This is a genomic window from Ruegeria sp. B10 (genome assembly GCF_056539825.1).
In genome coordinates, this window is record NZ_JBQFVP010000010.1 from 1 (window position 1) to 13763 (window position 13763).

Below are 13763 nucleotides of genomic sequence, written 5' to 3' on the forward strand. Positions count from 1 at the left end.
ATCGGAACGCTGTTATTCTCATAAAAACCGCTATCCGCGGTCTTAATGTCCAAATCCGTAAACGGTTCTTTAATCGACATCAATTTCCTCCCATTTTTCGTTTCTTGCAGCCGTTGCACCCCGGACCATCCGGCATGCAACGGCACTGTTCCTAAAGTGCTAGGACCAGACGGTCCGATTTCGCCCTGGAGACACAGGTACATAGGTAGCTGTTCGAGGCTTGTTCCTCGGGAGTCAGAATGCCGTCCCGGTGATCCACCTCACCTTCGACGACGTCCACCATGCACGATCCGCACAGACCTTCGGAGCAACCGAAATCCACATGAACTCCGTTGGTTCTTAGGACGTCGAGAATGGTTTCATTCTTCAACACCTTGTAGACGGCTCCAGTCGACTGGACCTCGACTTCAAAGCTGTCGTTGGGCGCGTGTTCGATATCGGAAGCAGCGGCAAAACGCTCAAAGTGGATGGCCCCTCCGCGTAGAGCGCTACCAGACTCGAGGACCGCGTTCAGCATCGGTTCCGGACCGCAGGTATAGACATCAGCGCCCATCGGCATGGATTGCATGACGGCGGTCAAATCGAACTGCCCGTCTGTGTCGTCGCAATGCAGATGGTACCACTCATCCAGACCCAAAGCGCGAAACTTGTCATCCATCGCGGCTAGATCTTTGGATCGGACCAAGTAATAGACCCGGAAATCCTGGCCCCGATTCAGCAGCTCACGCGCCATCGCGACCATCGGGGTGGCACCAATACCGCCCGCGATAAGGGTCACGTGGCGATCATGGCTTTCAAGCTTGAAGTGGTTGCGCGGACCTCCGATGGCGACCTCAACCCCCTCGTCCAATGCGTGCATGGTCAGCGACCCCCCGCGACCACCATCCTCACGCTTGACGGCGACGTTGAGGGTGCGACCGTCCTGACTCCAACTCCAGAGAGAATACTGGCGCACCAGATCGTCACCAAGGTGGATATCCACGTGCGCGCCGGGTTCAAGTCCGGTGAAACGCCCCTGTTCAATTTCGAAGCAGAAATCCGAAGTGTCCGAGCTGAGTTCAGTTTTTCGGATCAGACGCGCTTTCTGAGTGTTCATCGGGCTACTCATCTTATCTTGCGCCGAAAAGAACCGCGGAAAGGCGGTTATTGTGTCGGCCTTGGTGTTGACTACTACCTGGCTTGGGTCGGGGCGCGCCTCGTAGGGACGGCATAGAACTGCAATACCGCCCTTGGAGAAAGGCGGAACTTCACCGGGCGCAAAACTGCAGAAAAAAAGATAGTTTTCAATTGCAATATTTTTCGCGCTCAGGTGAAGGTAGCTCAATCAAAAATCTCAGAGCCACGTATCCCTAATGTCGCGACGCCACTACAATCTACCTCCGCTTGCCTCGCTTTCTGCTTTCGAGGCTGCCGCCCGGCACCTCAGTTTCAAGGTTGCTGCAAGCGAATTGTCCGTCACGCCCGGCGCTGTCAGTCATCAGATCAAAGCATTGGAGACCGAGCTGGCATCCCCGCTTTTCATACGTAAACATCGCGGCGTTGAACTGACCGAGGATGGCGCGGCGCTGCTAGAGGCACTGGGAAGCTCTTTCCTGAAAATCTCAAAAGTTCTTGAGCAGATTCGCAGTGGGGATTCCGACAATCATGTCACCGTAGGGTCCACAACAGCGGTTGCTGCCTTGTGGCTGTCCCCGTCGGTCATTCGGTTTTGGCAGGACTATCCGCACGTAAAAGTGAACCAAATGGCCGAGGATACATATTTCGCAGATCGCTCTGACGTGGACTTTTTCATTCGATACGGCAAAGACCCGAATGCCTCTCTGCCGCATACCAAGCTGTATCGGGATATCCTGACACCGGTTTGTAGCCCCGAACTGGCGGAAGATCTCAAAGGGGCCAACCTCAGGGACCTGACCGAACACCGCCTGATTCACCTTGCTACCAAACACAGCAACTGGACCACATGGACGGACTGGTTTCAGGCGTTAGGGTTTAATGAAAGTATTCAGACGCAGGCGCGTGTCAGCAGCTATGCTCTGGCCCTGCAGGTCGCCAGAAAGGGCGCTGGCGTCGCCCTCGGCTGGAAGCGTTTGCTAAAACCCATGCTGGATTCCGGAAAACTTGTGGCTTTAGAGGATTTCAACATACCTGCGCCGCATAACTTCTATCTGGTTGAACGGGAAAACGATAGCCTGTCAGAAGGGGCGCTGGCCTTGAAGGAATGGCTGCTGAATGAGCTTGAGGAGAATTCGGTTTAGCTCCCCTCATCTATCGGTTAGGATTTTTAGTATTGAATGCAGGGCCTCTGCGCTGCCAATGGAGACCAGAAAAACGCCAATTCAAAAGTCTTAGGAGTGACCGATGAACAAGCATGCACCGCTTTCGTCTGTTCTGACCCCGGTAAACACAGCAAAGGGGCTGCCGAACGCGCATTATATCGACCCTGAAGTGTTTGCCGAGGAACGCGACTCGGTCCTGTTTGCGAACTGGTCCGGGATCGGCTTCGGCAAGGACATCCCTGAAGCAGGGGATGCCTATCCCATTGATTTCCTTGGCATGCCCCTGTTGATGGTCCGTGATCGCGACGGTCAGATTGGCGTGTTCCAGAACACCTGCCGCCACCGCGGCATGATCTTGGTCGACAAGCCTCAGAAAATCCGCGGCGCCATCCGCTGCCCCTACCACAGCTGGTGCTACGGCCTGAACGGTGAGTTGCGCACTGCCCCTCATGTCGGCGGCCCCGGTCAGAATACCCACGAAGATCTGGATTTCTCGGAACTGGGTCTGATCCGCATCCGTTCCTACGTCTGGCGCGACGTGATCTTTGTTAACGTCGACGGCAACGCCCCCGAGTTCGAAGAAGTTCACGGCGAGCTGATGGAGCGTTGGAAAGAGTTCGAACAGCCTATGTATCATGGCGGCGCAGGCGCGTCGGTCCGGCTTGAGCTGGATTCGAACTGGAAACTGGCGGTCGAAAACTTCTGCGAAAGCTACCACCTGCCCTGGGTTCACCCCGGCTTGAACAGCTATTCCCGTCTGGAAGACCACTACAACATCAACGAACTCGGCAAATACTCGGGTCAGGGCACTCTTGTTTATCGTCAGTTCGAAGGGGAAGACGGCTCGAAACTGGCTGATTTTGATGGCCTGAGCGAGAAGTGGCACGAAGGCGCGGAGTACATCGTGGTCTACCCGAACACCCTCTTGGGCGTTCAACGCGATCACGGTTTTGCCTTTATCATCGACCCGATCACGCACGAGCGGTCGAACGAGCGGATTGAGCTGTACTATGCTCAGAAACCTGAAGATAGCCCCGAACATGAAGGCCTGCGCGCACAAAACGCGGCGCTTTGGAAAACCGTGTTCGAAGAGGACGTCTTCGTGGTCGAAGGCATGCAGAAAGGCCGCCATGGCGTCAAATTCGACGGAGGCCGCTTCTCTCCCGCAATGGATGGTCCCACCCATTGCTTCCACCACTGGGTCGCAACGCAGATCGAAAAGGCGCGCGCGGAAGCATGACCTCTTTTCTGAACGACGGCTTGGCCAGGAATTTCCTGGCCGGGTCGTGGGTGGAGGGCGACAAGGGCGCCTCCATCGCGGTGGAAGATCCCGGCAATCAGGATCACGTGGCGGACTGCGCGCAAGCCCGTGAGGAGTCGCTGGCTCAGGCGCTTGAGGCCGCACGCGCCTCGTTCGATCGCGGTGATCTGGCAGACATGAATCCGGCCGAGCGTGGCCGCCTGATGATCCGCATCGCGCAGGAAATCCGCAACCTCGCGGATGAAGGGGCAGAGTTGCTGTGCCGTGAAAGCGGCAAAACACTGGACGCTGCCCGTGATGAGTTCATCGAGGCGGCTCAGTATTTCGAATATTACGGCGGCGTCGCGGACAAAATTGAGGGCAAGTCGATCCCGCTGGGCCCCGACTATGCTGATTTCACCGTATTCGAACCCTACGGCGTGTCGGCGCAGATCGTGCCGTGGAACTTCCCTGTTTCGATCGCCGGTCGTTCGCTCGCACCATCTATGGCGGCGGGAAACTCGACCATCATCAAATCGCCCGAGCTGGACCCTCTTGCGCTCGCGATGCTGGGTGTTGCGCTGGAACGCGCCGAGGTGCCTGCCGGTGCGGTATCGATCCTGAACGGGATCGGCTCGGATCTGGGCGCGAAACTGGTGGCGAGTTCGCAGGTGGACCAGATCGTCTTCACCGGATCGGTGCCGACCGGCCAGCATATCCTGCGCTCGGCTGCCGACAACGTGGTGCCTTCGTTGATGGAATTGGGCGGTAAATCCGCAGCCGTCGCCTTTGACGACGCGGATCTGGATACGCTGATGTCCAGCCTGCAGCGCGGTATTTTCTACAATGCCGGTCAGGTCTGCTCTGCCATGGCGCGCGTATTGGTACATCGCTCGATCTACGATCAGGCCGTGGAACGTGCGGCTGCGCTGGCCAACGGGCTAAGCGTCGGTCACGGGCTTGAGAACCCCGATCACACTCCGGTCGTGTCCAGCCTGCAGCTGCAGCGCGTGGAAGAGATCACCTCGACCGCCCGTCAGGACGGTGCGCGGGTCGCAGCCGGTGGTGCGAGACTGGATCGCGAAGGGTATTTCATGGCTCCGACCATTCTGGCCGATGTCGATCCTGCCAGCCGCATAGCGCAGGAGGAGGTCTTTGGCCCCGTCACCTGCTTCACGCCCTTCGATACCGAAGAGGAAGCCATCGCGATTGCCAATGGCACCGAATTCGGGTTGGTCGCGGGCGTCTTCACGCGCGATCTCGCCCGCGCCCATCGGGTGGCACGCAAATTGCGGGCGGGTCAGGTTTTCGTCAACGAATGGTTCGCCGGAGGTGTCTCAACCCCGTTCGGTGGCGTCGGCAAATCCGGCTTCGGTCGAGAAAAAGGGCTTGAGGCGCTCTACAACTATGTTCGCACCAAAAACATCGCCATTTCGCTAAAGGGATAGCCATGGATCGCGAAGCCTTAGACCGTGAACTGCTAGAGGCACATGCCAATTGCGACCAAGAGGCGCTTGTGCGCATGTATACGATTGCTGCCGACGAACGAGAGCTGGCCCAGGACATTGATGCCGCCTGTTTCTATCTGACCCACGCCTTCGTCTTTGCGCTGGAATCTGGCCACCCAGAGGCAAGCAATCTGAACAAACGGCTGGCTGACTATGGCCGCGCCCACAGACTGGAGTTCTGAGCAATGTCGGCAAAGTCCAAGTGAAATAATACGCGGTACCCGGCGGTGCCCCGTATCCCCAAGAAGCGAATGCAGGCTGCGTCTCTGGTCAAACCGGGTTCTCAGTTGACGCGTTTAGAACAGTTATGGGTCTGAATCGCCATATTCTTAACGAAAGACCGGTTCTGACATGACACAGCAAATCAGGAAGATGAAATGCGCGAAGAAGCACAGGCGGTAGTTATCGGCGGCGGGGTGATCGGTTGCTCGATCCTCTACCATTTGGCCAAATTGGGATGGTCCGATGTGGTCTTGCTAGAGCGGGATGAGTTGACCTCTGGATCAACCTGGCATGCGGCAGCCAACATTCACGGTCTGCATGACAGCACCAATATCAGCCGCATCCAGCACTATACTATGAACCTCTATAACTCGCTGGAGGAAGAAACCGGCCAAAGCTGCGGTGTCTTCCAGCCCGGCTCGCTGTATCTGGCCCAGACCGAAGAGCGGGAACACCAGCTGAAACTGCAGGCCGCAAAGGCCAAGCTCTATGGAATGAATTTCTACGAGATCAGCATTGAAGAGGCGCAAAAACTGAACCCGCTGGTTAACTACGAAGGCATACGTTGTGTGATGTTCGAACCCGATGGTGGCAACGTTGACCCGTCGGGCGTGACCAACGCCTATGCGGTCGGTGCCCGCCAGCGTGGGGCCGAGATTCATCGCTTCACCCCCGTCACCGCGACCGAACGGCAGGAAGACGGCACCTGGATCGTCAAAACGCCTAAAGGTGACATCAAAACGCCTTGGGTCGTGAACGCGGCAGGCCTCTGGGGCCGCGAGGTGGCCAAGCTGGCTGGCATCGAGTTGCCGCTGCAGCCCACCGAACACCAGTATTTCGTGACCGAGGCGATGTCTGACGTCGAAGGCCACGGCACCCGCCTGCCCTCTGTCTCGGACCGCGATGGCGAGTACTATCTGCGTCAGGAAGGCAATGGCCTGCTGGTAGGGGCCTATGAAAAGGACATGAAATTCTGGGCCGAGGAAGGCACTCCGCTGGACTTCGCCCATGACCTGTTCCCCGACGATCTGGAGCGGATCGAAGAGAACATGATGAACGCGATCGAACGTCTGCCCGCCGTGGCTGAGGCCGGGATCAAGCGCGTCATCAACGGCCCAATGATCTGGTCTCCGGACTCCAACGTGCTGATGGGGCCGGTGCCCGAGGTTGATGGATATTTCTGCTGCAACGGCATCATCCCCGGCTTCTCGCAATCGGGCGGCATGGGCCTGATGGCGGCGCAGTGGATCATCGAAGGGGAAACCCAATACGACATGTTTGCGTGGGACATGGCGCGATTTGACACCTGGGCCACCAAGGAATTCACCAAGGCCAAAGTGCAGGACCAATACGCACACCGTTTCGCCATTCACTTCCCGAACGAAGAACGCAGCGCAGGCCGCCCTGCCCGCGTGCGCCCGATCTACGAGACCCAAAAAGCCATGGGTGCCGTCTTTGGCCTTAACGTCGGCTGGGAACACCCGCTGTGGTTCGCGGATGAGCCGGGCGTCGTCGATACAAACGGCTTCACTCGTCAGAACTGGTGGGCCCCGGTTGGCGAAGAATGCAAGATGCTGCGCGAGCGGGCGGGCATCATCGATATTTCGAACTTTGCCAAATACATCTGCAAAGGGCCCGGCGCTGCGGATTGGTTGAATGCGGTCTTCGCCAACAACATGCCCAAGGCGATCGGCCGGTCCTGCCTGACCCCGCTGATCTCAAAACGCGGTGGCATTGCCGGGGACTTCACCGTCACCCGCGTGGCCGAGGATGAGTTCTGGGTTATCGGTTCCGGTATGGCCGAACGTTATCACAAGCGCTTCTTCAAGCAGGTTCCCCTGCCCGAAGGAACCACATTTGAAAGCCACACCGAAGCAATGTGCGGCTTCAACGTCGCCGGTCCGAAATCGCGCGAGATCCTGCAGCGGTTGACCAACACCTCGCTCGCGAATGAGGACTTCCCCTTCATGCGCTCAGCTAAGATCGAGCTGGCAGGCGTTGAACTTCTGGCCCTGCGTGTCTCCTTCACAGGCGATCTGGGGTGGGAGCTGCACTGCAAGACCGAAGATCAGGCGCGCCTATACGATGCTCTGCTTGAGGCGGGCAAAGAGTTCGGCGCAGGCCCGGTTGGTAGCCGTGCCCTGATGTCTATGCGTGTTGAAAAGGGTTATGGCTCCTGGAGCCGCGAATACAGCCCCGAATACTGGCCGCATGAGGTGGGTCTAGACCGTCTGTGCAAGTTCGAGAAAGACTTCCTCAACAAAGACGCCGCCCAGAAAGTTCTGGAAAACCCTGCACGTGAACAGCTTGTCCTGCTGCATCTGGATGAGGCCGACGTGACGGCCTCCAACGCGGACGCCACTGGTGGTGAGCCGATTTTCAAGGACGGCGAAGGCATCGGTCGGGTCACCTCGGGCACTTATGGCTATACCGTGGGCATGTCGCTGGCCTTGGGTTACGTCAAAAACGCCCAACCCGGAGACGAAGTTGAGGTTATGGTTCTGGGCCAACCTCACAAAGCCACCATCCTGCACGAGCCGCCCTTTGACGCGGCGGGCAAAGTCCTTCGGGGCTAAACTTTAGACAATCATGTCAAAGCCAGTCCTTTTCTCGGCTGGCTTTTTCACTGTGCGTTTAAGTCGCGTGGCACCGCAAAGGCGCGTTCGATCCAGCTAAGCGCAAGCAGATTTCAGACAAACAAATGGCCAGCACCCCAAATGCTGGCCATTTTCGAGTGAGTGATAGGCCCGAAGGCCTCACCGGTGAATCTCTTGTCTTGGACAAGTTATCAAGCGGGGACGGATCAGTGTATTGGGGGAATCCCGTAGATCATGCAGTTTTAGTCATGACTTGCGGGCAAAGATTCGCAACAGTTTGAAGAAAAAGGAAAAACTGGTCGGGTTTCCGCACCAGTGGGAAGGACCCGCGCCACTAGGGCGCGGGTCGTTTTCTTAGCCGATGATGGCGTTCAGCGTCGCACTTGGGCGCATCACAGCCGCGGTTTTGGCAGGATCGGTGTGGTAGTAGCCACCCAGATCGGCAGCCCCACCCTGGGCCGAAGCAAGCTCACCCAGAATTTGCTCTTCCTTATCGGCCAGAGCAGTTGCAAGCGGGGCAAATTCAGCTGCCAGTTCCGCATCATCCGACTGCGCGGCCAGAGCTTCGGCCCAATAGCGCGCGAACCAGTAGTGGCTGTCACGGTTGTCCGGCTGGCCAACCTTCCGGCTGGGGGAGCGGTTGTTGTCCAGAATGCCCTGCGTTGCCGCTTCGGCCGCAGTACCCAGAACACCCGCCTTGGCGTTGCCCTTGCTGTCGGCGAGGAAGTTCAGCGATTCACCCAGCGCACAGAACTCACCCATCGAATCCCACCGCAGGTGGTTTTCTTCGACCAGCTGCTGCACGTGCTTCGGAGCGGACCCGCCTGCACCGGTCTCGAACAGACCACCGCCGTTCATCAGTTTGACGATCGACAGCATCTTGGCCGAGGTGCCCAGTTCCAGGATTGGGAACAGGTCGGTCAGATAGTCCCGCAGCACATTGCCGGTGATGGCGATGCTGTCATTTCCGGCGGTAATAGTCTCCAGCGACTGACGCGTTGCTTCACGTGGGGCCATGATCAGGAATTTATCAGCAACACCAGCCGCTTCCAGCGCGGGCTTAACATATTGGATCAACTCGGCATCATGGGCGCGGTTTGCGTCCAGCCAGAAGATCGCCTCGGATCCGGTCAGGCGCTGACGATCCATCGCCAGTTGGATCCAGTTCTCGATGGGCGCTTTTTTCACTGTGCAGGCTCGCCAGATGTCTCCGGCTTCGACCTCATGAGAATGCAACGTTTCGCCATTGGCCAGAACGACGCGGATTGTGCCATCCGCAGGTGCCTGGAACGTGGTCGGGTGCGAGCCGTACTCTTCGGCCTTTTGCGCCATCAGGCCAACGTTGGCCACCGCACCGGCAGTGGCCGGGTTCAGCGCGCCATTGGCTTTGAAGAAGTTGATGGATTCGTCATAAACCGACGCATAGCAACGGTCAGGGATAACACAGTTGGTGTCGCCTTTGGCTCCGGTTTCATCCCAGCCTTTGCCACCTGCGCGGATAACGGCGGGCATCGAGGCGTCGATGATCACATCGGACGGAACGTGCAGGTTGGTAATACCACGGTCCGAGTCGACCATATACATGGACGGACGATCACCTTTGATCGCGTCGATCGCGGCCACGATGTCGGCGTTGTCCTTCACGCGGTCCAGCAGATCCCCCAGACCCGAGTTCGGGTTGACACCCAGCGCCTCAAGCTCTGCGCCGAATTTTTCGAACACCGGAGCCAGCCACGCGCGAACGGCATAGCCAAAGATGATCGGGTCGCTGACCTTCATCATCGTCGCTTTCATGTGCAGCGAGAACATGGTGCCGTCTTTCTTGGTGTCCTCGATGGCATCGGCCAGGAAGGACGACAGCGCTTTGACCGACATGAAGGTCGCATCGGCAACGGTGCCCTCTTCCAGCGCCCAGCCGTCTTTCAGCACGGTCACGCTACCATCTTTCCCGACAAATTCGATCTTCGCATCACCGGCTTGTGCCGCTGTGATCGTCGCCGATTTCTCATTGGCATAGAAATCGTCGCCGGACATCGAAGACACTTTGGTTTTGCTGTCCGACACCCATTCCCCCATCGAATGAGGGTTCTTTTGGGCGTAGTTCTTCACCGCTCGCGCCGCACGGCGGTCGCTGTTGCCTTCGCGCAGAACCGGGTTCACCGCCGAGCCTTTGATGGCATCATAGCGGGCACGGATCGCCTTTTCTTCGTCATTCGAAGGCTCTTCGGGGTAGTTGGGGATGTCGTAGCCCTGCGACTGCAGCTCTTCGATTGCGGCCACGAGCTGAGGAACCGAGGCCGAGATGTTGGGCAGTTTGATTACGTTGGCGTCGGGCGTTTTTACCAGATCGCCCAATGCGGCCAGATCATCGGTGATGCGTTGCGCATCGGTCAGCTTTTCTGGGAAGGTCGAAATGATACGGCCTGCAAGAGAAATATCCTTGGTGCCAACGCTGACACCCGCCGCCGAGGCGAATTTGCGAATGATCGGCAGGAATGAGGCGCTGGCCAGCTCAGGCGCTTCGTCTACAATGGTATACAATATGTCGAAGTTCGATTTATCTGCCATATTCTTTCACCTTTTTTAAGCCTTTAAGGGGCAATCGCTGCAAGAGTTTGGGCCGCTTCATTGCGGCGCGGGAGGGGCGCGAATGACATAACACCCCTGAGTGACTCTGATTTGACAGGGCTTCCCTTAAATCAGGTTTGCGTTGGGATCAATCGTCTACTGGGGGCGCAAATTGCCACGGTTGGGGAAAAACAAGCCGATGGGCCTGTGATTGCGCGCCTTTCAGCGCCCAACGCCCCAGGTATCACTTAGCCGATATCCGCCGGGCCATGGGTCATCCGGGTCCAGCATGTGCTGATGAACGCCAGTGATCCAACCCCGGCCGCTGATCTCGGGGATGATGGCCGCGCGGTCCCCGACCTTGGCTTCTTCGACAATCCGGCCGGTAAAACGCGACCCGATGATCGAAACGGCCTCAAAAGTCTGACCGACCTTCATCTGGCCCTTCGCCGCCATCAGGGCCATGCGCGCCGAGACCGCCGTTCCGGTTGGCGAGCGGTCAACTTTGCCAGGCTGGATCACAACGGCGGATTTCCCTGTCAGTCCGATTTCAGTTGCCTGCAAAGGCCCGCAAAACGCACAGAAAGAGATATGATCCCAAGCCGCGTTTTGCGGATGGGTAAAGCCGAGTTGATCATTGGCGGCATTGGCGATGGCAACACCTAGACGGGCGATATCGCGGGCCTCGGCCTCGACAATTTCGAACCCCAAAGCCTCGGCATCGACCACCACGAAACTATCCCCTCCATAGGCCGTATCCACGGTGAGTGTGCCAACGCCCGTCACCTCCAAGGGGACCGCAATCTTGTCTGCAAAGCTTGGCAGGTTTTGCACATAGATACGCTGGGCTTTGCCATCCCGACACTCTGCCCGGACCCGTACCAAACCGCCCGGAGCCTCGAGTGTCATATGGGTTTCCGGCTCTAGCATGGTAATGATGCCGCTATCCAAAAGGACAGTGGACACACAGATCGAGTTTGACCCCGACATGGGCGGCGTGTCCTCCGGCTCCATGATAATGAACGCCGCATCCGCCTGCGGATGTTTCGGAGGGACCAGCAGGTTGACATGGCGAAAGACGCCGCCTCGGGGTTCATTCAGCACGAAATTGCGCAAGCTCTGATCCTGCGCAATGAATGTGCGTTGATCCCACAGGGTTTCTCCGGGTGGTGGTTGCACGCCACCGACGATGACGTCGCCCACCTCGCCTTCCGCATGGGCCGAGATCACGTGGACGGTTTTGACGCTGCGCATGAGACCTCTCTACTCGAAATGAGTCGGGCCGACTGGCCTCGTTTGGACCAGTTCAGAGAACGACCCCGTTTCGGTCAAGCCTAAACCTGCGCTCAAAAAACCCCGGTTGAACTTGAATCGCTGCTACCTAAACCGAACGCCAGTCTCAGGGTCGAACACCATGGCACGTTCGGGTTGGACCGTGATCCCGATCTTCTCGCCTGTAGTGCTGCGTTGGTCATCCCGTTCTTCAACGATCAGCTTGTCGCCGTTCGGGGTCAGAAGATAGGAATAGGACACGCCCCCAAGCGCCTCGGTCAAATCAACGGTGCAGGTGTCGGCACTGCGGTCGATCTGGATGTGTTCGGGCCGCATGCCAAGGGTCACCTTGTTTACCCCAGCCGGAACTTGAGCCGATACCGGCAACGGCTGACCAAGGGCCGGATGCGTGACGTGTCCGTCTGCATAATCGCATTCGAGAAAGTTCATCGCTGGCGAGCCGATAAATCCGGCCACAAACCGGTTATCCGGATCACGGTACAGGTCCATCGGAGCGCCCACCTGCTCTATCCGGCCATCGCGTAGCACGACGATTTTGTCGGCCATTGTCATCGCTTCGACCTGATCGTGGGTCACATAGATCATGGTGGCGCCGATCTCCTGATGCAGACGCGCGATTTCGACCCGCATCTCAACCCGAAGCTCGGCATCGAGGTTGGAGAGCGGCTCGTCAAACAAGAACACTTCGGGGCCGCGCACGATCGCACGCCCAATGGCGACTCGCTGACGTTGACCACCGGACAGGGCCTTGGGCTTGCGTTTCAAATATTGATCCAATTTTAGAATGCTGGAGGCATCCTGAACCTTCTTGTCAATCTCGGCTTTGGGAACGCCATTCATGCGCAGGCCAAAACCCATATTCTCGGCAACTGTCATATGCGGGTACAAAGCGTAGGTCTGGAATACCATCGCCACGCCGCGCTTTGCCGGGTCCATATGGGTGACTTCGCGCGCGCCGATATGAATTTGCCCTTCCGATGTTTCCTCAAGCCCCGCAATCATCCGCAGTAAGGTGGACTTGCCGCAGCCCGAGGGGCCGACGAACACGCAGAATTCACCATCTTCGATTTCCAGATCGATCCCGTGGATCACCTGAGTCTGGCCGTAGCGTTTGATCGCCTGATTGAGCGTTACACCTGTCATGTCGATTGCATCCTGTTGTTCTGTCCATTCGGGCGGGTTTCAGGGAACCGCCAAGCCTGCGCCTCGGTCGCGATCTGGTCGGCAACGCGCCGCACCCGAGGGACCCAGGCCTCTAGTTGATTGAAATCCATCCGCCCGGTTGAACCGGTTATCGAAATCGCGCCCAAAACGCGCCCGCCCGAGGTCAGAACCGGACAGGCAACGCAGATAATGCCGGGCTCATGTTCTTCGTCGTCAATCGCGTAGCCGCGTCTGCGAATCAGTTCCAGATCCGCCCGCAACGCCGCCTCCGAGGTCAGCGTTTTGTCCGTGAAACGGTGATAGCTTTGCTGGGATACGGCGCGGTCCAATGCGGGCCCATCCAGAAACGCCATCATCGCCTTGCCTACGCCGGTGCAATAGGCCGGGCCGACCTTGCCGGCTTGAGAATACATCTCGACCGGCTGCGCAGCGTTGCGTTTGTCGACATACAGAACCTGATTGGAGTCCAGCTGCGCCAAATGCACCGTTTCCCCCGTCTCGGAACTGAGCGTATCCAGAAACGGCCGCGCGATAGGGGCCAGAGAGCTTTGCGTCCACGCTGTATGCGCCAGACGGACCAGCCGGAGACCCGGCGAATAGGTCTGGCGGTCTGGCTCATAGGCCAGCATGCCCTGATTGGTCAGCGATTGCAGAAAGCGATAGAGCGTCGCTTTGGGAAAACTGCTGCTCTCTAACAGTTCCGCGAACCGCACGGGGCGCTCGAACGAGGCCACGTGCTCCAGCACATCGCATGCTTTGCCTATTGTTCCGTCACCAGCCACGGGTGTGTGTTCTCCTCCGTTTGACCCCCGTTCAACCACGGTGTTTTCACGAGGGTCTTGACAAGACTAGCCGAGTCGATGTGTAGTTTTCAATATATAAAACACGGTTT

10 protein-coding genes are annotated in these 13763 nt (G+C 57.9%); 5 read left to right on the forward strand and 5 right to left on the reverse strand.

Annotated elements, in window-relative coordinates:
• Positions 1–151 precede the first annotated feature (151 nt).
• Complete coding sequence (locus ACR0J4_RS14580) at positions 152–1096, reverse strand: PDR/VanB family oxidoreductase (protein ID WP_170555139.1); 945 nt, start codon at positions 1094–1096, stop codon at positions 152–154.
• A gap of 256 nt (positions 1097–1352) precedes the next feature.
• On the opposite strand from ACR0J4_RS14580, the gene ACR0J4_RS14585 reads away from it, so the two are divergent.
• From ACR0J4_RS14585 to ACR0J4_RS14605, 5 genes are all read left to right on the forward strand, one after another.
• The gene (locus tag ACR0J4_RS14585) at positions 1353–2258 is read left to right on the forward strand and encodes a LysR substrate-binding domain-containing protein (protein ID WP_170641360.1); all 906 of its coding nucleotides are present in this window, start codon (positions 1353–1355) and stop codon (positions 2256–2258) included.
• 103 nt (positions 2259–2361) lie between these two features.
• Complete coding sequence (locus tag ACR0J4_RS14590) at positions 2362–3519, forward strand: aromatic ring-hydroxylating oxygenase subunit alpha (RefSeq protein WP_170641359.1); 1158 nt, start codon at positions 2362–2364, stop codon at positions 3517–3519.
• On the forward strand, positions 3516–4967 hold the full coding sequence (locus tag ACR0J4_RS14595) for an aldehyde dehydrogenase family protein (protein WP_170641357.1): 1452 nt from the start codon (positions 3516–3518) through the stop codon (positions 4965–4967). Before ACR0J4_RS14590 ends, ACR0J4_RS14595 begins: the two co-directional genes overlap by 4 nt.
• A gap of 2 nt (positions 4968–4969) precedes the next feature.
• Positions 4970–5209: a hypothetical protein gene (locus tag ACR0J4_RS14600; RefSeq protein WP_170641355.1), complete on the forward strand. Its 240-nt coding sequence runs from the start codon at positions 4970–4972 to the stop codon at positions 5207–5209.
• Between the two features lie 195 nt (positions 5210–5404).
• Positions 5405–7825 carry an FAD-dependent oxidoreductase gene (locus ACR0J4_RS14605; RefSeq protein WP_170641353.1) on the forward strand — a complete coding sequence of 807 codons (2421 nt, stop codon included), beginning with the start codon at positions 5405–5407 and terminating at the stop codon, positions 7823–7825.
• Positions 7826–8200: 375 nt separating this feature from the next.
• Here the strand turns inward: ACR0J4_RS14605 and ACR0J4_RS14610 are convergent, their stop codons facing one another.
• The 4 genes from ACR0J4_RS14610 to ACR0J4_RS14625 all read right to left on the reverse strand — a co-directional run bounded on the left by ACR0J4_RS14610 (position 8201) and on the right by ACR0J4_RS14625 (position 13653).
• A complete protein-coding gene (locus ACR0J4_RS14610) occupies positions 8201–10414 on the reverse strand; it encodes an NADP-dependent isocitrate dehydrogenase (protein WP_170641351.1) in 2214 nt (737 codons plus the stop codon).
• Between the two features lie 222 nt (positions 10415–10636).
• On the reverse strand, positions 10637–11668 hold the full coding sequence (locus ACR0J4_RS14615; protein ID WP_170641349.1) for a trans-3-hydroxy-L-proline dehydratase: 1032 nt from the start codon (positions 11666–11668) through the stop codon (positions 10637–10639).
• A 123-nt stretch (positions 11669–11791) separates the two neighbouring features.
• Entirely contained in the window at positions 11792–12850 is a 1059-nt protein-coding gene (locus tag ACR0J4_RS14620) for a sn-glycerol-3-phosphate ABC transporter ATP-binding protein UgpC (protein ID WP_170555123.1), read from the reverse strand.
• Complete coding sequence (locus tag ACR0J4_RS14625) at positions 12847–13653, reverse strand: IclR family transcriptional regulator (RefSeq protein ID WP_170641347.1); 807 nt, start codon at positions 13651–13653, stop codon at positions 12847–12849. The genes ACR0J4_RS14620 and ACR0J4_RS14625 overlap by 4 nt, the downstream gene beginning before the upstream one ends.
• Positions 13654–13763 lie beyond the last annotated feature (110 nt).

Coding starts and splice junctions, on each gene's coding strand:
- ACR0J4_RS14580 (WP_170555139.1), bottom strand. CDS start 1,096: ATGAACACTCAGAAAGCGCGTCTGATCCGAAAAACTGAACTCAGCTCG.
- ACR0J4_RS14585 (WP_170641360.1), top strand. CDS start 1,353: ATGTCGCGACGCCACTACAATCTACCTCCGCTTGCCTCGCTTTCTGCT.
- ACR0J4_RS14590 (WP_170641359.1), top strand. CDS start 2,362: ATGAACAAGCATGCACCGCTTTCGTCTGTTCTGACCCCGGTAAACACA.
- ACR0J4_RS14595 (WP_170641357.1), top strand. CDS start 3,516: ATGACCTCTTTTCTGAACGACGGCTTGGCCAGGAATTTCCTGGCCGGG.
- ACR0J4_RS14600 (WP_170641355.1), top strand. CDS start 4,970: ATGGATCGCGAAGCCTTAGACCGTGAACTGCTAGAGGCACATGCCAAT.
- ACR0J4_RS14605 (WP_170641353.1), top strand. CDS start 5,405: ATGCGCGAAGAAGCACAGGCGGTAGTTATCGGCGGCGGGGTGATCGGT.
- ACR0J4_RS14610 (WP_170641351.1), bottom strand. CDS start 10,414: ATGGCAGATAAATCGAACTTCGACATATTGTATACCATTGTAGACGAA.
- ACR0J4_RS14615 (WP_170641349.1), bottom strand. CDS start 11,668: ATGCGCAGCGTCAAAACCGTCCACGTGATCTCGGCCCATGCGGAAGGC.
- ACR0J4_RS14620 (WP_170555123.1), bottom strand. CDS start 12,850: ATGACAGGTGTAACGCTCAATCAGGCGATCAAACGCTACGGCCAGACT.